This is a genomic window from Methylobacterium sp. Leaf89 (assembly GCF_001422215.1).
Classification (GTDB): Bacteria; Pseudomonadota; Alphaproteobacteria; order Rhizobiales; family Beijerinckiaceae; genus Methylobacterium.
Genome location: NZ_LMML01000030.1, coordinates 265,272 through 286,690 on the forward strand (window position 1 = coordinate 265,272; position 21,419 = coordinate 286,690).

Annotated in this window: 18 protein-coding genes; 13 read left to right on the top strand and 5 right to left on the bottom strand. The window is 68.7% G+C overall.

Annotated features, from left to right (window positions below; genetic code table 11):
- Positions 1-10 precede the first annotated feature (10 nt).
- From ASF18_RS21410 to ASF18_RS21425, 4 genes are all read left to right on the top strand, one after another.
- Positions 11-3,157, top strand: coding sequence for an efflux RND transporter permease subunit (locus ASF18_RS21410; protein ID WP_056355082.1), 3,147 nt, complete (start codon positions 11-13; stop codon positions 3,155-3,157).
- Positions 3,158-3,183: 26 nt separating this feature from the next.
- Entirely contained in the window at positions 3,184-3,549 is a 366-nt protein-coding gene (locus ASF18_RS21415) for a hypothetical protein (RefSeq protein WP_056355086.1), read from the top strand.
- Positions 3,550-3,707: 158 nt separating this feature from the next.
- Positions 3,708-3,950 (top strand): hypothetical protein, encoded by a 243-nt coding sequence (locus ASF18_RS21420; protein ID WP_056355088.1) that lies wholly within the window; start codon positions 3,708-3,710, stop codon positions 3,948-3,950.
- A 97-nt stretch (positions 3,951-4,047) separates the two neighbouring features.
- Positions 4,048-4,479 carry a DUF305 domain-containing protein gene (locus tag ASF18_RS21425; RefSeq protein ID WP_056355092.1) on the top strand — a complete coding sequence of 144 codons (432 nt, stop codon included), beginning with the start codon at positions 4,048-4,050 and terminating at the stop codon, positions 4,477-4,479.
- Here ASF18_RS21425 and cueR read toward each other — a convergent pair.
- The gene (gene cueR, locus ASF18_RS23345) at positions 4,415-4,900 is read right to left on the bottom strand and encodes a Cu(I)-responsive transcriptional regulator (RefSeq protein WP_082487872.1); all 486 of its coding nucleotides are present in this window, start codon (positions 4,898-4,900) and stop codon (positions 4,415-4,417) included. The two genes, ASF18_RS21425 and cueR, sit on opposite strands and share 65 nt — an antisense overlap.
- A 77-nt stretch (positions 4,901-4,977) precedes the next feature.
- On the opposite strand from cueR, the gene ASF18_RS21435 reads away from it, so the two are divergent.
- Entirely contained in the window at positions 4,978-7,374 is a 2,397-nt protein-coding gene (locus ASF18_RS21435) for a heavy metal translocating P-type ATPase (RefSeq protein ID WP_056355099.1), read from the top strand.
- Positions 7,375-7,478: 104 nt separating this feature from the next.
- On the opposite strand, the gene ASF18_RS21440 is transcribed toward ASF18_RS21435, so the two are convergent.
- The 3 genes from ASF18_RS21440 to ASF18_RS21450 all read right to left on the bottom strand — a co-directional run bounded on the left by ASF18_RS21440 (position 7,479) and on the right by ASF18_RS21450 (position 13,238).
- The gene (locus tag ASF18_RS21440; protein WP_056355102.1) at positions 7,479-8,312 is read right to left on the bottom strand and encodes a hypothetical protein; all 834 of its coding nucleotides are present in this window, start codon (positions 8,310-8,312) and stop codon (positions 7,479-7,481) included.
- A gap of 17 nt (positions 8,313-8,329) precedes the next feature.
- The gene (locus ASF18_RS21445; protein ID WP_056355105.1) at positions 8,330-8,875 is read right to left on the bottom strand and encodes a hypothetical protein; all 546 of its coding nucleotides are present in this window, start codon (positions 8,873-8,875) and stop codon (positions 8,330-8,332) included.
- Between the two features lie 211 nt (positions 8,876-9,086).
- Positions 9,087-13,238, bottom strand: a complete 4,152-nt coding sequence (locus tag ASF18_RS21450) for an AAA domain-containing protein (RefSeq protein ID WP_244472796.1) — start codon at positions 13,236-13,238, stop codon at positions 9,087-9,089.
- Between ASF18_RS21450 and ASF18_RS24955 the strand changes: the two genes are divergently transcribed.
- Positions 13,224-13,532, top strand: a complete 309-nt coding sequence (locus ASF18_RS24955; RefSeq protein WP_244472797.1) for a hypothetical protein — start codon at positions 13,224-13,226, stop codon at positions 13,530-13,532. The genes ASF18_RS21450 and ASF18_RS24955 overlap by 15 nt on opposite strands.
- 96 nt (positions 13,533-13,628) lie before the next feature.
- Positions 13,629-14,024 carry a hypothetical protein gene (locus ASF18_RS24960; protein ID WP_244472798.1) on the top strand — a complete coding sequence of 132 codons (396 nt, stop codon included), beginning with the start codon at positions 13,629-13,631 and terminating at the stop codon, positions 14,022-14,024.
- Between the two features lie 150 nt (positions 14,025-14,174).
- Here ASF18_RS24960 and ASF18_RS21455 read toward each other — a convergent pair whose 3' ends face one another.
- Entirely contained in the window at positions 14,175-14,597 is a 423-nt protein-coding gene (locus ASF18_RS21455) for a helix-turn-helix domain-containing protein (protein WP_056355111.1), read from the bottom strand.
- A gap of 239 nt (positions 14,598-14,836) precedes the next feature.
- On the opposite strand from ASF18_RS21455, the gene ASF18_RS21460 reads away from it, so the two are divergent.
- From ASF18_RS21460 to ASF18_RS21490, 6 genes are all read left to right on the top strand, one after another.
- The gene (locus tag ASF18_RS21460; protein ID WP_056355113.1) at positions 14,837-15,814 is read left to right on the top strand and encodes a cation diffusion facilitator family transporter; all 978 of its coding nucleotides are present in this window, start codon (positions 14,837-14,839) and stop codon (positions 15,812-15,814) included.
- Positions 15,815-15,821: 7 nt separating this feature from the next.
- Positions 15,822-16,508, top strand: coding sequence for a hypothetical protein (locus ASF18_RS21465; RefSeq protein ID WP_056355116.1), 687 nt, complete (start codon positions 15,822-15,824; stop codon positions 16,506-16,508).
- A gap of 12 nt (positions 16,509-16,520) precedes the next feature.
- Entirely contained in the window at positions 16,521-17,270 is a 750-nt protein-coding gene (locus ASF18_RS21470) for a response regulator transcription factor (RefSeq protein ID WP_056355119.1), read from the top strand.
- Entirely contained in the window at positions 17,267-18,595 is a 1,329-nt protein-coding gene (locus ASF18_RS21475) for an ATP-binding protein (RefSeq protein WP_056355122.1), read from the top strand. Before ASF18_RS21470 ends, ASF18_RS21475 begins: the two co-directional genes overlap by 4 nt.
- 99 nt (positions 18,596-18,694) lie before the next feature.
- Positions 18,695-18,952: a hypothetical protein gene (locus ASF18_RS21480; protein WP_056355125.1), complete on the top strand. Its 258-nt coding sequence runs from the start codon at positions 18,695-18,697 to the stop codon at positions 18,950-18,952.
- 742 nt (positions 18,953-19,694) lie between these two features.
- Positions 19,695-21,413 (top strand): HlyD family efflux transporter periplasmic adaptor subunit, encoded by a 1,719-nt coding sequence (locus tag ASF18_RS21490; protein WP_056355134.1) that lies wholly within the window; start codon positions 19,695-19,697, stop codon positions 21,411-21,413.
- The last annotated feature ends 6 nt before the right edge of the window (positions 21,414-21,419 follow it).

A 21,419-nucleotide genomic window follows, 5' to 3' on the forward strand; every position in this document is an offset into this window, starting at 1 on the left:
AGGCACGCCCATGTTCAATTTCCTCGTCACGCAGTCACTGCGCAACCGCCTGCTCGTCCTCGCGGTCGCCGCCGTCCTGATCCTGTACGGCGCCTTCACCGCCACCAAGCTGCCGGTGGACGTGTTTCCCGACCTCAACAAGCCGACGGTCACCATCATGACCGAGGCCGAGGGGCTCGCGCCGCCCGAGGTGGAGCAGCTCGTCACCTATCCCATCGAGACCCGGATGAACGGCCTGCCCGGGGTCAGCCGGGTGCGCTCGGTCTCCGGCGTCGGGCTCTCCATCGTCTACGTCGAGTTCGACTGGGGCACCGACATCTACCGGAATCGGCAGCAGATCGCCGAGCGTCTGACCCTGGTCCGCGACCAGCTCCCGCCGAACGTCACGCCCCAGATGGGGCCGATCTCCTCCATCATGGGGCAGATCCTGCTGGTCGCGGTGACCGGAGACAACGCGACCCCGATGGAGGTGCGCGAGGCCGCCGACTTCATCCTGCGGCCTCGCCTGCTCACCATCCCGGGCGTCGCCCAGGTCATTCCCATCGGCGGCGAGGTGCGCCAGTTCCGGGTAAGCCCGAACGTGGCGGCCATGCGGGCGCTCGGCGTCACCAACGCCCAGCTTGAGGCGTCCCTGACCCAGTTCGGCACCAATGCCGGCGGCGGCTTCACCGACCAGTACGCCCGCGAGTACCTCATCCGGAACATCGGCCGGACCATGAGCCTCGACGACCTGCGCAGCGTCGTCGTCGCCAACGTCGCGGACGCGCCGGTCTACCTGCGCCAGGTGGCGGAAGTCTCCTTCGCCCCGAGGGTGAAGCGCGGCGACGGCGGCTACATGGGCAAGCCCGGCGTCATCGTCTCCGTCGAGAAGCAGCCCGACGTCGACACGGTCAAGCTCACCCGCGAGATCGAGGCGGCGCTGAAGGAGGTCACCGCGACCCTGCCGAACGGGATCAAGGCCGACCAGATCCTGTTCCGGCAGGCGAACTTCATCGAGACCTCCATCGCCAACGTCGAGCGCGTGCTCGTCGAGGCCATCGTGGTTGTGGCCATCGTGCTCTTCGCGTTCCTCCTGAACGTGCGCACCACGGCCATCTCGCTGACCGCCATCCCGGTCTCGATCCTGGCGACCGCGGTGGCCTTCCACCTCGCCGGCCTGTCGATCAACACCATGACCCTGGGCGGGCTCGCCATCGCCATCGGCGAGCTCGTCGACGACGCGGTGGTCGACGTCGAGAACATCTTTCGAAGGCTCGGCGAGAACCGGGCGGCCGGCTCGCCGCGCTCGACCTTCGAGGTGGTGGTTGCCGCCTCCTCGGAGGTGCGCTCCGGCATCGTCTACGCAACGATGATCATCGTCCTCGTGTTCGTGCCCCTGTTCGCCCTGTCGGGCATCGAGGGCCGCCTCTTCGCGCCCCTGGGCCAGGCCTACATCATCTCCATCCTGGCGAGCCTGCTGGTGTCCGTGACCCTGACGCCGGTGCTGGCCTACTACCTGCTGCCCGGCCTCAAGAGCCTGGCCGAGCACGACAGCGCCCTGCTGCGCTGGCTCAAGCGGGGTAACGCCCGGTTGCTCGGCGTCGCCTTCCGGCACCAGCGCCTGCTCGTCGCCACGGTGGCGCTGTCCGTCGTGGCGGCCGGGATCGCCGCCTGGAACCTGCCGCGCGCCTTCCTCCCGCCCTTCAACGAGGGCTCGTTCACCGTCAACACGACGTTCAACCCGGGGATTTCGCTCTCCGAGAGCAACCGCGTCGGCCTCATCGCCGAGAAGCTGCTCCTGGACATTCCGGAGGTCGCCTCGGTGGGTCGCCGCACCGGCCGGGCCGAGCTCGACGAGCATGCTGAGGGCGTCCACTCCTCCGAGATCGAGGTCGAGCTCAAGGGCGGCGGCCGGCCGAAGGACGCGGTCGTGGCGGACATCCGGCAGCGCCTGTCCCGGCTGCCGCTCTCGGTGAACGTCGGCCAGCCGATCTCGCACCGCCTCGACCACATGCTGTCCGGCGTCCGGGCCGAGCTTGCCCTGAAGATCTTCGGCGAGGATCTCGACGCCCTGCGCAGCGTGGCCAACGACCTGCGCGACCGCATGGCAAAAATCCCCGGCCTGGCCGACCTGCAGGTGGAGAAGCAGGTCCGCATCCCGCAGCTGGAGATCCGGGTCGATTACACCCGGGCCGCCCTCTACGGGGTCCAGCCCTCGGCCGTAGTCGAGCAGCTCAGCCGGCTGTCCAACGGGCGCGTCGTTTCGACGGTGGCCGATGGCTACAAGCGCTTCGACGTGCTCTTGCGCCTGCCCGAGCGCCAGCGCACGACCCAGGGGCTCAAGGACCTCCTGATCGAGACGCCGTCCGGCTGGGTGCCGGCGCGCCAGGTCGCCGACATCCGCGAGACGGACGGCCCCAACCAGATCCTGCGCGAGAACAGCCGGCGCCGTCTCGTCGTCCAGGCCAACACCAACGGGCAAAGCGACATGGCCACCATCGTGGCGGCCATCCGCAAGGAGGTGGCGGAAGCCAAGCTCCCGCCGGGCTTCTTCGCCAGCCTGGAGGGGACCTTCCAGGCGCAGGAGGAGGCGAGCCGGACCATCGCGGCCCTTTCGACCCTTTCCCTCGCCCTGGTCTTCGCCATCCTCTACAGCCGCTACCGCTCGGCCGTGCTGGCGCTGATCATCATGGGCAACGTGCCGCTCGCCCTCATCGGCAGCGTGATCGCGCTGTGGCTGGTGGGCCAGCCGCTCTCGGTGGCGTCGATGATCGGGTTCATCACGCTGACCGGCATCAGCGCCCGCAACGGCATCCTGAAGATCAGCCACTACCTGAACCTGTCGCTGCACGAGGGCATGCCGTTCGGGCGCGACCTCGTGGTGCGCGGCAGCCTGGAGCGCCTGACGCCGGTGCTGATGACCGCCCTGTCGGCGGGCGTCGCCCTGGTGCCGCTGCTCTACGACGCCGCGAACCCGGGCAAGGAGATCCTGCACCCGGTCGCGGTGACCATCTTCGGCGGCCTGATCAGCGCGACCCTGCTCGACACGGTCCTGACGCCCGTCCTGTTCCTGCGGTTCGGCAAGGCCCCGCTGGAGCGCTTGCGCGCCGTGCAGTCCGAGACACCCGATGCACCGCGTCCGGACGGCGCCAAGCCGCGTCCGGTCGAGGCGTTCTGAGCCCCCACCCAAAAAGGAGAAACCCGATGATTCCCTGGAGAATGGCCCTGATGGCGGGCGTGCTGCTCGCCCTGCCGGTCCACGCGCACGAGGTGTCCGGCCAGCACGGCGGCCGGGTGACGGATGCCGGCAAGTACCACGTCGAGCTCGTTGCCAAGGGCGAAAGCGTCGACGTGTTCGTCACGGACGGCAGCCAGAAACCGGTTCCGGCGACCGGCTTCAAGGGCACCGCCATCCTCGTCGTCGGCGGCAAGCCGGCTCGGGTGCCCCTCGAACCGGCCGACGGCAACCGCCTCTCGGGCAAGGCGTCCGTGGCGCTCGGTGAGAGCCCGAAGGGCGCCGTCCAGCTCACCGCCCCGGACGGCGCGACGACGAGCGGCAAGTTCAACTGACCAGCGGCCCTCCGGCCCCGGACGCGGGCCGGAGGGGACCGACCGATCCCGTGCAGGGATGCAGGAGGACCGCCGAAGGCTGTCCCTCCTGTTCGAGCCACCGGCCGGAAAACGCTTTGCCGGCCTGTCCAACACGACGAACCAAGGAGACCGAAGCCATGAAGACCATGACCGCCGCCGCCCTGCTGATCGCCCTCTCGGCGGCAACCCCGGCCCTCGCCGACGACCAGGGCAATGCCAACGCCGAGCAGCAGACCCAGCCGACGCCGAACCGTGGTGGCACCTCGGGTGGGCCGGCCCACGACGCGCGCCCCGGCGAGACGGGTTCGACGGGGTCGGGTGAACGCATGGACCACGCCCATCCCGATGGATCGGCCTCCAAGCCGTCCCGGAACCGCTGATCGGCCGCCCGGACCGGGAACCCTCATGCGTCCGTCCAGGGCGCAGGGCTCCCACTGCCCCACCACCAAGTTACGTCACGTAGGAATGGAAACGACCATGAAGACCATCGGCACGATTGCACTGGCCGCGCTGCTCGGCCTCGGAACGGCTGGGCCGAGCCTCGCCCAGTCGACCCATTCCCACGGCGGGCACGAGATGCCCGGCGACCCGAAGGCGTCGCATGACGAAGACATGATGAAGATGATAAACGACATGAAGCCGGACCCGAAGGACCCGGCCTCGACCAAGGACTTCAAGGCCGCCGACATGGCGATGATGCACGACATGCACGTGCCCTACACCGGCAACCCGGACGTGGATTTCCGCACCCACATGATCCCGCACCACAAGGGCGCGGTGGCCATGGCCAAGGTGGCCCTGAAGCACGCCAAGGACCCCGAGACCAAGGCGATGGCCCAGAAGATCATCGACGACCAGGAGAAGGAGATCGGCGAGATGGAAGGCTGGTTGAAGAAGAACGCGAAATAAGCCGTTCACCCGAGGGGCTGGAGGCCGGCACGGATCCGGCCTCCAGTCCCTCGATGATCGGGCAGTGGGGTCGTCCGTCCCCGTCGCAGGCGTCGGCCAGACCACGAAGGACGTCCGCCATTTCCTGAAGGTGGCGGGCCTTCTCTTCGAGTTCCTCGATGTGGGTCAAAGCGAGGGCCTTCACCTCGGCGCTGCTGCGTGTGGGATCGCCCCACAATCCCAGAAGGACCCGGATGCGTTCCAACGGGAAGCCGAGGTCCCGAGCCCGGCGGACGAAGCTGAGCCGGTGCACGTCCTCCGGGTCGTAGTCGCGGTAGCCGCTGTCCCGGCGGTCGGCCTGGGGCACCAAGCCGATGCTCTCGTAATGGCGGATCATCTTGGCTGAGACCCCCGATGCGTCCGCCGCCTGCCCGATGTTCATGACGATCCCCATGGTTGACCTTCCCATGATGGGAAGGCGCACACCGATAGGCAACATCGACGAACGGGAACACGATCATGATCCACGGCACCGCAGCGAACGACCATGCAGACCCCCACGGTGCCCATGCCGGGCATGACCACGCGCATGGCCATCAGGTCGAGCCGCCCGCCGGCGCCGGGACGGTCAAGGATCCCGTCTGTGGGATGACGGTCGACCCTCACAGGGCGAAGCATCGGGCCGAGCATGCCGGGCACCCGTACTACTTCTGCTCGACAGGCTGCGGAACGAAGTTCGAGGCCGATCCGGTCCGGTACATCGACCCGGCCCAAGCCGCCGCGAAGTCCGATCCCGTGCCCGAAGGCACGATCTACACCTGCCCGATGCATCCGGAGGTGCGCCAGGTCGGCCCCGGCGCCTGCCCGATCTGCGGCATGGGGTTGGAGCCGGCCATGGTCGGCGCGGACGCTGGCCCGAGCGAGGAGCTCGTCGACATGACGCGCCGGTTCCGGGTCGGGCTCGTCCTGACGCTTCCGGTCTTCGTGCTGGAGATGGGCGGCCATCTTTTCGGCCTGACCGAGCGGCTCGGCCAGCAGGCCTCGAACTGGATACAGTTCGCGCTCGCGACGCCGGTCGTGCTCTGGGCCGGCTGGCCCTTTTTCGTGCGGGCCCTTCACTCCGTGCGCTCGCGCAACCTCAACATGTTCACCCTCGTCGCCCTCGGGACCGGGGTGGCCTGGGCCTACAGCGTCGTCGCCACCGTCGCTCCCGGCTTGTTCCCCGAGGCGCTGCGCGGTCACGGCGGGGCGGTGCCGGCCTACTTCGAGGCGGCGGCCGTCATCACCGTGCTGGTGCTTCTCGGCCAGGTCCTGGAACTGCGGGCGCGCGAGAGCACCAGCGGGGCCCTCAGGGCGCTCCTCGACCTGGCGCCGAAGACCGCCCGGCGCCTTCATCCGGACGGCACCGACGACGAGGTTCGCCTGGAGGACATCCGCGTCGGCGACCGCCTGCGGGTGCGCCCGGGCGAGAAGGTGCCGGTCGACGGAACCGTGAGCGAAGGTCGAAGCTCGGTCGACGAGAGCCTCGTGACCGGGGAATCGATGCCGGTCACGAAGGAGGCCGGCGCCACGGTCATCGGCGGCAGCCTCAACCAGTCCGGCTCGCTCGTCATCGAGGCGACCAAGGTTGGTCGGGACACCATGCTGGCCCGCATCGTCCAGATGGTGGCCGAGGCGCAGCGCAGCCGGGCCCCCATCCAGCGCCTCGCGGACCGGGTGGCGGGCTGGTTCGTGCCCGCCGTCATCGGCGTGGCGCTGCTGGCCTTCGTCGCCTGGATGGCGTTCGGCCCCGAGCCGCGCTTCACCTTCGCCCTCCTGGCCGCCGTGGCCGTTCTCATCATCGCCTGCCCCTGCGCGCTCGGGCTCGCCACCCCGATGTCCATCATGGTCGGCGTCGGCAGGGGCGCCGGGGCCGGGGTGCTCGTGAAGAACGCCGAGGCGCTGGAGCGGATGGAGCGGGTCACGACCCTCGTGGTCGACAAAACCGGTACCTTGACGGAGGGCAAGCCCACGGTCACCCGGATCGTGCCCGCGGCGGGCTTCGACGAGGCGGAGGTCCTGCGGCTTTCGGCAAGCGTGGAGCGCGCGAGCGAACACCCCTTGGCGGTCGCGGTCGTGGCGGCCGCCGAGAAGCGGGGGCTGGCCTTCGCCCCGGTCACCGGCTTCGACAGCCCGACGGGCAAGGGCGCGCTCGGCACCGTCGAGGGACGGCGTGTGGCGCTCGGCAACGCGAGCTTCCTGCGCGAGCAGGGCGTGGACGTCTCCGCCTACGCGGTCCAGGCCGATGACCTGAGGCGGGACGGGGCGACGGCCATCTTCGTCGGCGTCGACGGACGCGTGGGCGGCGTCCTCGCCATCGCCGACCCGGTCAAGGCGACGACGGCAGAGGCACTGGCCGCGCTCCGGGTCGAAGGCATCCGTGTCGTCATGCTCACGGGCGACAACCGGACCACCGCCGAGGCGGTGGCGCGTCGGCTCGGCATCGAGGAGGTCGAGGCGGAGGTGCTGCCCGACCAGAAGGCCGCCGTGGTCGAGAGGCACAAGTCGGCGGGGCAGGTGGTCGCCATGGCGGGCGACGGCGTCAACGACGCCCCGGCGCTCGCCGCGGCCGACGTCGGCATCGCCATGGGAACGGGGACCGACGTGGCCATCGAAAGCGCTGGGCTGACGCTGCTCAAGGGCGACCTCATGGGCATCGTGCGGGCACGGCGCCTGTCGCGGGCGGTGATGGGCAACATCCGCCAGAACCTGTTCTTCGCCTTCATCTACAATGCCGCGGGCGTGCCGGTGGCGGCCGGGGTGCTCTATCCGTTTCTTGGCATCCTGTTGTCCCCGGTCATCGCGGCCGCGGCGATGGCGCTCTCCTCGGTCAGCGTCATCGGGAACGCCCTGCGGCTGCGGGCGGTGCGGCTTTAGAAGACGCCGTGGCGGTACATCCTTCCGGAAGCGGTGCGTCATCGTGGAGGGGCGTGAAGGGGCAAGCTTCGCGGACGGCATCCAGCACAGGCCCCGGTCCAGAGCTAGGCGCCGAGGACCTCGCCGGTCTGATCGATCAGGCGGGTGGCCTCGTCCGCCAAACGGCCTTCCTCCTGCTCACGGGCTTCCTCGATGGCACGCCTGACCGACTGGGCCGTGACCGCCCGAGCGATGGCGATGCCCATGACGAGGACGAGTGCGACGAGCGTGAAGAGGGCGCCGAGCTGGGCGAGGTCGGTGATCATCGGCCAGGGCCCGTCCACGACGGCATCGAGGGCTACAAGCCGGACCATGAAAAGGGCGGCGAACAGCACAGTCAGGGCAGTGAGCCCCGCGAGCCAGGCGACGCAGGAAACGTCGCCTGCGCGTACGAACACCGCGATGCGGGTTCCCCGCCAGACGTTCCGCAGACCGTTCCCTAGGGCCTGCAGCTGCTTGTGGCAGGGCCGAAAGGTCCAGGGCGCAATGGAGTGGATGCTAATCAGCGTGTAGAGGGCGATGAGTGAGGGACGGGATTTTTCGTTCTTCTCAATGGCGGCTTGCGCCCGCTTCAACTGCTCGGAGGATTCCTCCCGGTTCTGGTACATCTCCCCGAATGCCTGCTGTGCCAGTCGTTGCGCGGCCTCGCTAAAGCGTTCCTGTGGTAGGGAGAGATACCCCACGGTGCAGGTGAGGGTGATGCCCCCGAGGGTGATGATGGTGCCGAAAATGACCTCAAGCGCCTTGCGGTTCTCATCGGCCGCAAGGCGCCTCAGGTCTGGGGTGTCGAACTTCGGGTGGAAGTGCTCCACCATAGCGGAGACCCCGGTCACCCCGAGCACGTGATAGACAGCAAGCCCGACCAGGACGCCGAGGGCGAGCAATCCGAACGCACGCATGGGGCGGGACCGTTCGCCTAGCGGGTCGCGGAGGCGCCGAGTTCCTGGGCGGTGACCGGTACCGCGGCATCCCAGAGCGACTTGAACTTGCGGGTTGCGGAACGCGCGACGACGGGGTCGCCGAAGACGACCGTGGCCTTTCGGGACTGGGTGTCGGTCTCGATCCGAACGTCGCGTTCGTCGGCGATGCCGAAATGCACCGTGGCCGGATGTTCGAGACGACGGACCCTCAGCTTTGGGTCGTCGCCGACCATGTATGCGCCGAGTTCGGACAGCGCGGAACGATGGGCAGCATCCGGCATGTGGTCCAGCAGGACCGACATCTGGGCGCCGGGACCGTCGAGGAACTCGCGGGTCTTCGAGGCATCGAAGATATCCGACGAGAAGTACCCGCACAGGAACGCGAGATGTCGCTCCGCGCTGGTAACGAGCACGTCGGTCACGGCGCGCGCATGCTCGGGCCCGCGATTGCTCACGACCCGGCGACTGCCGGTTGCCCGACTGGCACGAAGGGCGTTTTCCGCCATTGTGCGATACTCGGTCATGTCGACGGGACTGGCCATCAAAGGGGTTCGGCCTCACGCTGGAATGGATGCGGTTACCAGCGGGTGAATGGTACACCTCCGCCGGCCGTCTGCAACGGTGATATGGGGTGCCAACGGCTCCACCGCATCAACATGTGCCTTTAAGCGCACGTTCCAGCAGGCCGCAAGGATTTCCGGACACGAGGTAGTTCGCAAAGCCGCTCAACCAACCGAGCGACGACACGCTCGATCAAAGGGCTGCACGCGGCCGCTCAGTTCTTAATACCAGTACGCGACGGATGCGCCCGCCCGCGTCGAACTCGATCTCGTCCTCCTCCGATACCCCGAGAAGCTTCGACCCCAGGGGTGAGCTGATGGGAAGCTGTCCGTTCACCTCGTCGTGGGATCCATGCCCAAGCGTGAAGGTCGCCGTCCTATTGTCATCGAGGTAGCGCACCACGACCCGGTCGCCGGCACGTATCCCTTCTTTCGAAGGTACGCTTTTCGGGGTTCCGGCGCGCTCCAGCGGGTCGCATTCGGCGCGTGGTTCGAGGAGGTCCTGTGAAGCACCGGCCTCCGGCCGTCCTTCCGCTCGCTCCCGCGACGTCGGAGCCGTCCGGTGCGCGGTATAGGATGGCTGGCTCTCTGCAGCTCCTCCTGGCTCGATGCCGGACCGTTCGAGCGTCTCGAACAGGTCCAGCATGCATCCATCCGGGTCGAGGGTGAAGCTCGACGACCAGCAACGCCAGAAGCGCCAACCGACCCGTTCCAGAATGCGCTGGCGGCGCATGTCGTCCGCCCAGCGCTCCGGCCCATGGTACCTGTCGCCGTCGCATTCGACCGCGAGACGACGCCCGTTCACGCCCTCCACGACGAGATCGATCCGGTACCCGAGCGCGCCCACCTGCGGGGTCACGCGGTATCCGCGCTCGACGAGACGCCGAAGAACGTCGCGCTCGAAATCGGAATCGCAGTGTGCCTCCAGGTCTCCCGAGCGGGCCTCGGCGCCGGCCATGGGCTCGCGGAAGTGCCGGATCACGCGCGCCTTGAGGTCGTCGGGCTTGAGCTCGTCCTCCCGGACGGAGCGCACCAGGACCAGCCTGTCCCGGGCCCGGGACAGTGCCACGTTGAAGCGTTGCTCGAACTGGGTGGCGGTCTGGGCCTGCTTGCTGTCCGGATCGGCGATCATCGACAGGAAGACCACGTCGCGCTCGTTACCCTGGAAGGTGGCGCTGTCTCCGCAGGCGATGCGGTGTCGCCTCACGAGTTCCTCGCCGAGTTCGTCCAGGAGCATGCGGTTGATGAGGGCGGCCTGCTTCGCCCCGATCAGGGACACGACGCCGATGGTTCGCCAGCGGTCCAGGGCCTCCACGCGCGCAAGGCTCGGGTCGTCGACGAGCTTGCGGATCTCGTCGACGATCACCTCGGCCTCGCGGGGGTTCTGCTTGTCGCCCTTGCGGCGTCCGTCCGGCACGTAGATGTCGACGAGGGGAGGGTCGAGCCGCTCGTGCGCGGTGGGCACGCGAAGGGGGACCAGGGGTTCGGGATAGAACTGCATCGAGAACCGGATAATGGGTTCGACGCAGCGGAAGTGCTCCCGCAGCATGACCAGCTTGTCCGGGAACATCACCTTGGCGAGGTCGTAGAGCGAGGCTCCCGGCAGGAGGAGGGTTCGGAAGGGCTGGCCCTTGAGGAAGCCGTGTTCGAGCCGGTCGATCTTCGCGTTCTCGATGAACGCCGCGCTCGGGCTCACCTGCTTGTCGTCGCCGACCACGAGGATCTTCCTGCCGCGGAGCAGGGCCGGAAGCTCGCGGATGTCCGACTGCGAGGCCTCGTCCATGATCACGAGGTCGAAGGAACCGACCTCGCCGGGCAGCTGCTCGGCGACGCGCCAAGCCGGCATGATCCAGCATGGAATGGCGGCGTAGCATTGCGCCATGGCCAGGCGGGCGTCACGTCGGTGGCGCACGGCGCCCTTGCCGGTGCCCTTGCCCGTCTTGCGCAGGGCCGTGGCGAACATCATCAAGGCCGCACGCACCGTACCGGTCATCGAGCGACCGAGCTCGTAGAAGGTGCGCTCGCGGACGAGCCCTTCAAAGGTTTTCCGCACCTCGGCATCCAGCCGGACGCGTTCGTCCGCAAGCGACCTCAGCCTGTCCCGGTCATCGATCCGCCCCAGGTAGGCGGCCATCGCGCCCCATTCCCAGGCCTCGCGCCACTCCTTCGGCAGCAGCGGGTCGGCCAGGTCCTTGGCCGGTTCCCGTCGAAGGCGCGAAGCCCAGATCGGCGCGCCGCACGCGTGGACGGCTTCGGTGACCTCTCGAACGACATCGAAGTGGGCTCGGCTCTGCCCCAGGTCCTCGATCTGGCGACGCAGGGCCGACCAAAGATGCGAGACCTGCTCCCCTTCCACCCCCTGACGCCCGACTGCCTCCGACAGGAAGTTGCGGGCGAGCTGACCGATCTTTCCTGCCGTCTCCGGGAAAAGGGTCTGAAGCCGGCCGATCTCGCTCCGGGAGGCCGAGAGTTGCGCCGCGGCCGCGGCATTTCGAAAGGCTGCCTCGACGAGATCGAGCCGACGGCGATCCAGCCAAAGGTCGCGGACGGACCCGCCACCCGGAACAAGGGCGGCGAACGTAGCGCTGAGAACCTTCGTCGCGCGTTCCGCCTCAAACAGAACGGCATCGAGCGTGGCAACGAGCTGGTCGAGCTCGCGAGCCGTGGCGACGGAGGGAGCGCCGATCTCCTCCGCCAACGCCCGCCAGCGGATCGCGAGCGATGCGACCGCATCCCGCCAAGCCAGATGGTCACGAACATGTGCCCATTCCCCGGGTCCGGCCGGAGGGTGCCCCTGCACCCGGATGGCGTCGACGGTGGGACGCAGCGACCTCTCGCGGAATGCGAAGAAGCCGAACACCGGTTCGTCGGCAGCGAGGCGGCGGACGATGCCGGCGACCTCTTGGGATGCGGGGCCAAAGCCCTCGGGAAGCTCAACGGGAAGGCCGAGGTACCGCTCCCGCTCGCGAGCGACAGGTCGGGCATCCTCGGCGAAGCGCCTGACAAGGTCGACGAGGCGGTTCTCGCCGGTCGCGAACAGCATATCCTCAGCCAACGGCTGCAGCCAGGGAGCGCCATCGGAGAGGTGCTTGGCGCGGCGCAGGGCCCCCAGCTCGAAAGCTGCCTCAAGCGCTCGGGCCACGTCCTGCAGGGACGCGATCCGCACTCGGATCGAGGGTTCGCTCGCCGCAGCCTCGGCAAGGTGGACGGACCGGACCAGATCGTCGTGGAGCCTCGCGAGGACATCGCCGTCCGGCAGGTCGTGGACGGAGGGAAGGACGCAGTCGATGTGTTCGAGGCGGGTTCCCAAGGCGAGGCGGGCCGTGCGCAGGGCGGCGACGTCTTCGTCCCGCGGTGTCGCCTCGGAGGAGGCGTCGCCCGGACGGTCCTCGAACCAGCCATGCCGCGTGGCCGAGTGCGCAACCCGCCGCGCGAGCTCGGCGGGACGCTCGTCACCAAAGGCGGGGGAGAGTTGGCGGAGTGCGAACCGCTCGATCTCGGCGTCGACAGCTTCCAGCCGGCCCCGGAGCCCCACGACCGACGCTTCCAGGTCACGGATCAGCCGTGCCTGCTCCGACGGCTTGATGCTCTCGACCACCGACTGCAGGAGGCGAACCGCAGTTTCTAGTTGCCGAAAGCCCTCGCGCTCGGTCGCGGTAATGCTGATCGCCAGGTCGCGGACCCCGTCGGGTAGTTGGTCCCGTAGAACGGCCAGGGCCGGCTCCCCATGGGAGACGACCAGGATGCGCCGACCGGTCGCCATGTAGTGGCAGATGATGTTCGAGATGGTGTGGGTCTTGCCCGTTCCGGGCGGGCCCTGAACCACGATTCCGTCGGTGGCTTCGAGCCGCCGCACGATTTCCATCTGCTCGTCGTTGAACGGCTTGGGGAAGAAGAGGTCGCCTGCCTCGGATGCGCCTTCCGGCTCGGGCGCGCGCTCGGCCGTCCCGCCTACCCGGTCGCTCAAGGGTCTCCAGAAGTCCCGCGACGGCTCGTCGGCCGGCCCCATGACCAGCGTCCGCGCCGGACCCGGCAGACCGTGCTCCTGCGCAGCACGTTCGACGGAGCGCTTCAGGTTCTCGATGTCCGCGAGCAGGAAGCTGTCCGACCTGCGGCGGGCGAAAAGCACCCAGCGGTCGGACACCGACAGGTTCTCCCCTGCAGCCGGAACGGGTTCGCCGGGTGCGAGCGTCAGACGGTCGGGCAGGTATCCACCCTCGACGTCCAGCCTGGCTTGGCAGGACCGGAGGATCGGCTCGAAGCTGTCGCGCCGGTAGGGCGAGATGCCTTCGTCCGGATCGAGGATGGCGATGGCGCGCCGGGCCGCGTCGTGGGCCAGCGTCACGCCCTCGACGCCCAGCTCCTCGTAGGCCCGGAGGTTCACGGCGGCCGCGGCGGCACGGGGACGAACCCGGATCTCGGCGCCGCCGGCATCGTCGACCTCGATCTCGACCAGGCGTTCCACCAGGGGCAGGTCGATCTCCTGCGCGTCCTTTCGCCAGCGCGCGAGGCCGATGCCCCAGACGAGCTCGAACGGGCGCTCCCCGCCGCCGAGTTCGGACAGCTGCGCCACCTCGAACAGGCGTTGGTACAAGGCAAGGGAGCGACGGACGGGCCCCTCCGCCAGCGACCAGGGTAACCACCGCTCGGTGATCCAGGCCTCCGCGGCCGTCCTCAGGTCATCCCTGTCTTCGAGCCGGAGCCGCACGTCCCAGAGGCGGACGTCCTTGTCGGGTTGGGCGAGTGCCTCGGCGCAATCCTCGGCTCGTGCCAACCCATCGGAGACGAGGGCATCCTTCTCGCCGGCCGGGACCGTCCGGATCAGGAACGGGCGAAGCTGCGGCCGTCTCTCCGGATCGGGAGCCAGTTCAAGCCATTCCGCGGCCGTCTCGGGCGGTGCCGGCGGCCCGCTCCGCCGCAGCCGCTCGACCGCCAGCCAGATCGGACCCTCCTCGTCGACGAGGTCGTGCCTGACGCCCGGCAAGGCGTGGAGCTCATGCTGATGGAGGGTGAAAGCCTGGCCGGTCGGGAGACGATGCTCGCCGAGTCGCATGGTCGCCCGTTCGTCGAGCCTGACAACCTGCTCGACGTAGCCCAGCAGGCCGTGAAGCCGTTCGCCGGCGGGATCTAGCGTCACTTGCTTGGTCATTGCCCGGGAGCGCTACTCCGGCCGCGTGTCCTGGGCGAAGCTTCCGAGCGGGACAGTCCGACACGCCTCCGGGCGGCGTCAAGCGTCCCCGGCTTGTTCAAGGCAGATGCCCACCCCAATCCGTTTGCGTGCTCAGTGAGCCTCGTGAAGGCATTCCTCGTGGTCGGCGAGGACCTCGATGACCCGGCATTGGGCGATGCTGCCTCTCGCGCATTGGTCGACCATGGCCTGCACCTCGGTGCGGAGGGCGGTCAGGCGGGATAGGCGGTTATCGATGTCGGCGAGGTGCCGCCGGGCGATGACATCGGCATCGCCGCAGGGGCGGTCCGGCTGGTCCGCCAGATCGAGGAGCGTCCGTATGGCGTCCACCTCGAAGCCCAACTCCCTCGCATGACGGATGAACCTGAGACGTCGCACAGTCGCATCGTCGTAGGTCCGGCGGTTGGTGCCCGTGCGTTCCGCGACCGGAAGCAACCCGATGCCCTCATAATAGCGGATGGTCGGGATCTTCACGCCGGCCAGTTCGGAAAGGGCGCCAATCGGCAGGGGTTTCATATTTTCCGCTTGCTCCTCCAGCCACTAGAGGATTTACGGCATCGCCGGTCGATAAGGAAGACGTTCCGTGGTTGCCGAACCTTTCCAATTTCGTCCCGCCGAGCGGACGCAGGCCTTGGACGGGTGACCTCATGACCTGACTTGGCGGACGCACGAGCCGACCTCTCCCGCGACGTGGGCCGGAGGTTTTTTTCCCGACGGCCGACATACAACCGAACCCCCGTACCGGATCCGACCACATGGCAAGCGAGCACGACCACGACGGACATGACCACGGCGACGGGCACCAGGGCGGGCATTCCCATGCGGGACACCGGCATGGCCCCGGCCATGCGCACGCCCCGGCAAGCTTCGGACGAGCCTTCGCCATCGGCATCGCCCTCAACGTCGGCTTCGTCGCCATCGAGGCGACCTATGGCGTCCTTGCCAACTCCGTAGCCCTACTCGCCGATGCGGGACACAACCTGTCCGACGTGCTCGGCCTTCTGGTCGCCTGGGCCGCCACGGTCCTGGCCAAGCGTGCGCCGACCTCCCGCTACACTTACGGGATGAAGGGCTCGTCGATCCTGGCGGCGTTGTTCAACGGCGTCTTCCTGCTCGTCGCGGCCGGGGCCATCGCCTGGGAGGCGGTCCAGCGCTTCGGGCAGCCCGTGCCGGTCGCCGGAACGACTGTGATGGTCGTTGCGACCATCGGCATCGCCGTGAACGGCATCACCGCCTGGCTATTCGCCTCCGGTGCAAAGGGAGACATCAACATCAAGGGCGCCTTCCTTCACATGGCCGCGGACGCCGCCGTCTCCGCCGGCGTGGTCATCGCCGGCTTGGTGATCCTTTATACGGGGTGGACATGGATCGACCCGGTGGTGAGCCTGTGCATCGTGGCCGTCATCGTCTGGAGCACCTGGGGGCTCCTGAAAGACAGCCTCGTCATGTCCCTCGCCGCGGTGCCGCCGGGCATCGACCCCGAAGCGGTGCGCCGCCATCTCCTGTCCCTGCCCGGCGTCGTCGCCCTGCACGACCTTCATATCTGGCCGATGAGCACCACAGAGACCGCGCTGACCTCCCACCTCGTCATCCCCGCGGGACATCCCGGCGACGGGTTCCTGATGCAGGCCGCCAGTGAAATGAAGGACGAATTCGGGATCGGGCACACCACGCTCCAGGTCGAGACCAGCACGGACACCGCCTGCGCGCTCGCCTCCGACGCGGTCGTCTAGGCCGGCCATGCAGGCATGGACCTACACCCTGATCCCGGCTGCGGCGGCCATCGTCGGCGCCGCCGTCGCGGTCAACTTCCGGCCCGGCCCCGTCCTGGTCAGCGCCATCCAGCACTTCGCGGCGGGCGTCGTCTTCGCGGCCGCCGCCGGCGAGATCCTGCCGGACCTCAAGCACGCCGGCGCGCCATGGGCGACCCTGGCCGGCGGGGCCCTGGGCGTCGCCGCCATGCTGCTCGTCAAGAGCCTGGGCAGACGCGCGAAGGGGCCCGTCGGGTTGATGTCCGTCATGGCCATCGACATCCTGGTGGACGGCCTCGTCCTCGGCATCGCCTTCGCGGCGGGAGCCAAGGCGGGCCTCCTCCTTACGGTGGCGTTGACCATCGAGGTGCTCTTCCTCGGCCTGACTGTCGCCAACGAGCTCGGCGCCTCCGGCTCCTCGAAGGGCAAGGTGGTCGGCTTGACCGCGGGCATGGTGGTCCTGCTTCCGCTGGGGGCCTTGCTCGGTGGCCCCGTCGCCACCCTGTCGGCCACTGTCCAGGCCGGCTTCCTCGCCTTCGGGCTGATCGCACTGCTCTACCTTGTCACCGAGGAACTCCTGGTCGAGGCACATGAGGTCGAGGATCGCCCCTGGGTCACGGCGATGTTCTTCGCGGGCTTCCTGCTCCTGCTCCTGCTCGACCAGACCATGGGCTGACCTGAGGAATCGATGGTTCTCCAACCCGGCGAAAGCCCGCTTGGCGGTGATACCGGCCACATCGTGCTCGTCGAGGACGATGACGGCCTGCGCATGCTCGTGACCCGCCTTCTCCGGGAGGCCGGCTATCGCGTCACCGGCTGCAGGAGCGCCATTGAGTTCTGGCGCGTCCTTCCAGCCGGTGGCATCGACCTTGTCCTGCTCGACGTGATGCTTCCGGGCGCCTCCGGCCTCGACCTGCTCCGGGCGTTGCGGGCCAAAAACACGGTTCCGGTGATCATGGTCAGCGCCCGAAACGAGGAGGCCGACCGGGTGCTCGGACTGGAACTCGGCGCCGACGACTACGTGGCCAAACCCTTCGGCCGCCCGGAACTGTTGGCCCGTGTCCGGGCCGTGCTTCGCCGCGCGGCAATCGCGGCGACATCGCCCTCGGCCCCGACATCGGAGACCCTCGCCTTCGCTGGCTGGAGGCTCGACCTGCGCAGCCGATCGCTCCTGGATCCCGAGGGGGCGGCCGTCGACCTGTCCGGCGCGGAGTACGACCTCCTCTTGGTCTTCCTGGAGCACCCGGGACGTGTGCTGGGCCGCGAGATGATCCTCGAACTCTCCCGCGCCCGGCTCGGATCGCCCTCGGACCGCAGCGTCGATACCCTTGTCAGCCGCCTGCGACGCAAGCTCGAACCGCCCGAGGGGCTGCCCGCGGTCATCAAGACCATCCGCGGTGCCGGCTACATGCTCGCCTCCAAGGTAGAGCGCGCGTGAGCCGCCTCGCTCTGCTGGCCCGTAGCCTCGAAGCCCGAACGGTCGCCGTCCTGCTCCTGGCCATACTCACCGTCCACGGCGGGGCCTTGCTGCTCTACCGCCAGTCCGCGGCGGCCGCGGCGGACGATGCGTTCGCGCGCCAGGTCGCCAACCAACTCACCCTGGCGCGCGAGGCGGTGCTGAGGCGTCCTTCGTCCGAACGTGACGCCGAAGCGAAGGCTCTCTCGTCCCCACATTTCGAGCTGGGCTGGTCCAAAACCTCGCCGCTGCGCCAGGACCAAGCCGGAGACCCGGCGATGTGGTCGCTGAGATCCCGGATGGTCGCATCGGAGCCGAGCCTCGGACCCGGGCTCGCCCTGGCCATGGGCGGCGGCGGCGAGGCCATCCACGAGGAGGATCTCGCTGGTGCGCTGGCGCTCGTTGACGGAAGCTTCCTGACCTTCCACTCGGCCCATGCACCGAGCCTCGCCAGGCTTGGATCGTGGGCCTATCTCGCGACGGCGATGGCCATCCTCGTCGGCGTCGCCGCCGTCGTCCTGATCCACCGGATCGCAGGACCACTGCGCGACCTAACCCGCGCCACGGGGGAGATCGGACATGGCAAAGTCGTCCCCGTCCGGGAGGCCGGCCCCGACGAGACCCGCGAGATCGCCCGGGCCCTCAACGCGATGCAGGAGCGCATCCATCGCTTGGTGACGGAACGGACCCAGGCCCTGGCGGCCGTCTCCCATGACCTTCGCACGCCGATCGCTCGGCTTCGCCTGCGCCTCGACGGACTGCCTGAGGGACAGGAATTCCGGGGGATGGGCTCGGACCTCGACGAGATGCAGGCCATGGTCGATTCGACCTTGGCGTACCTCCGGGGCGACGCAGATCCCGAGCCGCGCCAGGTCACCAACGTCGCGAGCATCCTGATGAGCATCGCCGACGCGTCCTCGGATGCCGGACGCGACGTTTCCTATACCGGGCCTGGTCGCGCCCTCGCGACCGTGCGCCCAGTCGCCTTGCGGCGCGCACTCGACAACGTCGTCGACAACGCGGTGCGTTACGGTACCCGTGCCTGCGTCTCGCTCGCGGTGGACGTGGGGGAACTCCTGCTGACCGTCGAGGACGACGGTCCTGGCATCGCGCCCGACGAGGTTGCGAAAGCCTTCGAGCCGTTCACACGGCTTGAGGCGTCCAGGAACCGCAATACCGGCGGCACGGGGCTCGGCCTCACCATCGCCCGCCGGATCGTCGAGGCGGAGGGAGGTCGCATCGTTCTGGGTAACCGGGCGGAGGGCGGGCTACGGGTGCAGATCTCCCTACCGCGCAGCAATCGCTGACACACTTCGTCACGAACCAGGCGACCGGCAGACAAACGGGGTCGCTATCTCAAGTCTCGAAGCGGCCCGTTCGGCCGTCGGACCCCGGAGACAAGCACCATGAAGCGTACCGTCGTCGCCATTCTCACCGCTGGCCTGCTGGCAGGCCTCTCGGCTCCCGCCTTTGCCGCCGAGGACGGACATGGGAATGCGTCCAATCCCGAACGCGCCGTTCCGAACACCGGCGGCGTCTCAGGAGGGCCCGCCCATCGGGACGATCCGCGCGTGAGCGAGGCCCGCGAGATCGGCAAGGACGGCAAGCCGGTCCACTCCGACAAGGACGGGCACGCCCACGGTCATTCCCACGACAAGAAATAACAACGGCGGCAAGCCAGAGCGACCGTGAGGACGCGCCAATGCGAATGTTACCCCTCCTGGTCGTGTTCGCGTTGTTGGCCACCGGTATCGGCTGTGCCCTTGCGGCGAACGGCCGATCCGTTCCCGCCCACAACCTTCGCGGTGCGATAGTGCCCCCTCTCGTACCGTGAAGCGCCCGTCCCGATGGAACCGTCGGGGCGGGCACCGCCAACCTTCGGATGCCGGCCGGATCCCGAGGAGGCGATGACACGCTGCGCCCGAACCCAAGATGTGGTATCGACTTCAAGCCATGGCCTTCACCTCGCTTCCTTCGCGGCTGCTCACCATGATCCTCCGGATCATGGTTCTCGTCGCCTTGGCGCCGGTCGTGGGCCTCGGGCACTCCGGGCACGACCACTCAACCGAGCGAAGCGCTCCCGCGGAATACGCCGCGGTTCCGGACCACGCTGCGACCGAGATGCCGGCCGGTAAGGCGCACGACGACCAAGCCGCCGCTACGGATGCATGTTCGGGCTGCGGCTCCTGCCAAGCCTTCGTGACGCAAGCCTCCGACACTGCGCGCGGCGTCTGGGGAAAAGCCGGGTGCGTGGCGTCGGGACCGGATCTGGCCCTTCCGAGCGTGGTCCCGGAGACGCTACCCGAGCCTCCTCGATCCTTCGCATGAGACGCGCGCGCCGACGCGCCTGACGCCGCCTCCCACTCGGATGCGGCGAATGTCCCATACGAGAAGGCTTGCATCGCGATGAAGACCCGGCTTCCGGCTGCCCTTGCGGCGGCGGTCCTTACGTTCGGTTTGTGGTCGGTGGCGCCCCGGGCGCACGAAGGCCACGACCATGGCGACGAGGCCAAGTCCGCCCCCGCCGCCAACGCCCCAAGAGGCACGTCGTCGACGGATACGCTCGAATTGGTCGCCGTCGCCCGCAACGGCACCGTGTCGGTGTTCGTCGACCGGGTTGGCACCAATGAACCGGTGACGGACGCGGCCGTGACCGCGGAAACGCCAGAGGGGACCACGGAGGTCGCGGTGGCGCCCGACGGCAGCTACCGTCTCGACGCCCATTGGAGCGAGAAGCCGGGCGAGTACGACGTCCTGTTCACCGTCAAGACGGGCGGAACCTCCGACGTTTTCCCAGTCACACTGAACGTTCCCGACCTGCCCGCGCCCGAGGCCAGCGGAGGGGCCTCGGCATGGGCGACCGGGCTGGCCGTCGCCCATGACTTCCGGCAGCACCTCGGACAGGCCGACCCGCTCCCGATGATCATCGGCGGCGTCGGCTTCCTGCTGGGAGTGGCGGTGACGCTGCTGATCCGAGGTCGGCGGCTCGTTCCCGCCCTCGGAATCCTGGTCCTCGCCGCCGCGCTGCTGTTCGGGCCGCCCGCCTTCGCCCATGAAGGGCACGACCACGGCGGCGAGGGCTCACAGAAGGGAGCGGGCACGCCGATGGCGACAATGGGCGCCCAGGATTTGGCCCAGCGCATGCCGGATGGCTCGGTGTTCGTGCCTAAGCCGACCCAACGCATTCTGACCGTCCGGACCATCGTCACGGCGTCCGACGTGCTGGCCCGCACCACGGAGTTGCCGGGCCGGATCATCGCCGACCCCAACGGAAGCGGAGTGGTCCAGTCCTCCGTCGGCGGGCGCCTCTCGCCGCCGCCGTCCAACGCATTTCCGCGTCTTGGGACGCGGGTGAAGAAGGGTGAGGTGCTAGCGACCGTAACCCCGCCCGTCCAGGCGGTGGACGTCTCCGACATGCGACAGCGCCAGGGGGAGCTGGACCAGCAGATCACCATCATGGAACGCCGCGTCGAACGCTTCCGGAAGCTGGCGCCGGGCGGCTCGGTCTCGCAGGTCCAGCTGGACGACGCGCAGGCCGAGCTGAAGGGTCTGATGGACCGTCGTGCCGCCCTGGATGGCGTCCGCCAGCAGCCCGAGGCCCTGGTCGCGCCCGTCTCCGGCGTCGTCGCCGAGGCCAACGCGGTGGCCGGGCAGATGGCGAACCCGGGTGCGATGGTCTTCCACATCGTCGACCCCGCCCGGCTCTGGATCGAGGCGCTGAGCTTCGACGCACTCGCGAGCACCCAGGACGCCACGGCCCGCCTCGCCGACGGCCGGATGCTGACGCTGAAGTACATGGGTGCGGGCCTCGCCGACCGAAGCCAGGCGGTTCCGATGCACTTCGCCGTGCAGAACGCACCGGCCGAACTGCGCACGGGTCAGTTCGTCACGGTGCTGGCGGCGACCGACACCCAGCAGAAGGGCTTGGCCCTGCCGCGCGTCAGCGTGGTCCGCGGCTCGAACGGGCAGAACATCGTCTACGAGCACACGCAGCCCGAGCGCTTCGAACCGCGCGAGGTGCAGGTCGAGCCCCTCGATGCCGCCCGCGTGCTGGTCGTGTCGGGGGTTGGCCCAGGCAAGCGCATCGTGACCCAGGGCGCCGAACTCCTCAACCAGGTCCGCTGAGGGAAC

Coding starts and splice junctions, on each gene's coding strand:
- ASF18_RS21410 (WP_056355082.1), top strand. CDS start 11: ATGTTCAATTTCCTCGTCACGCAGTCACTGCGCAACCGCCTGCTCGTC.
- ASF18_RS21415 (WP_056355086.1), top strand. CDS start 3,184: ATGATTCCCTGGAGAATGGCCCTGATGGCGGGCGTGCTGCTCGCCCTG.
- ASF18_RS21420 (WP_056355088.1), top strand. CDS start 3,708: ATGAAGACCATGACCGCCGCCGCCCTGCTGATCGCCCTCTCGGCGGCA.
- ASF18_RS21425 (WP_056355092.1), top strand. CDS start 4,048: ATGAAGACCATCGGCACGATTGCACTGGCCGCGCTGCTCGGCCTCGGA.
- cueR (WP_082487872.1), bottom strand. CDS start 4,900: ATGAACATCGGGCAGGCGGCGGACGCATCGGGGGTCTCAGCCAAGATG.
- ASF18_RS21435 (WP_056355099.1), top strand. CDS start 4,978: ATGATCCACGGCACCGCAGCGAACGACCATGCAGACCCCCACGGTGCC.
- ASF18_RS21440 (WP_056355102.1), bottom strand. CDS start 8,312: ATGCGTGCGTTCGGATTGCTCGCCCTCGGCGTCCTGGTCGGGCTTGCT.
- ASF18_RS21445 (WP_056355105.1), bottom strand. CDS start 8,875: ATGGCCAGTCCCGTCGACATGACCGAGTATCGCACAATGGCGGAAAAC.
- ASF18_RS21455 (WP_056355111.1), bottom strand. CDS start 14,597: ATGAAACCCCTGCCGATTGGCGCCCTTTCCGAACTGGCCGGCGTGAAG.
- ASF18_RS21460 (WP_056355113.1), top strand. CDS start 14,837: ATGGCAAGCGAGCACGACCACGACGGACATGACCACGGCGACGGGCAC.
- ASF18_RS21465 (WP_056355116.1), top strand. CDS start 15,822: ATGCAGGCATGGACCTACACCCTGATCCCGGCTGCGGCGGCCATCGTC.
- ASF18_RS21470 (WP_056355119.1), top strand. CDS start 16,521: ATGGTTCTCCAACCCGGCGAAAGCCCGCTTGGCGGTGATACCGGCCAC.
- ASF18_RS21480 (WP_056355125.1), top strand. CDS start 18,695: ATGAAGCGTACCGTCGTCGCCATTCTCACCGCTGGCCTGCTGGCAGGC.
- ASF18_RS21490 (WP_056355134.1), top strand. CDS start 19,695: ATGAAGACCCGGCTTCCGGCTGCCCTTGCGGCGGCGGTCCTTACGTTC.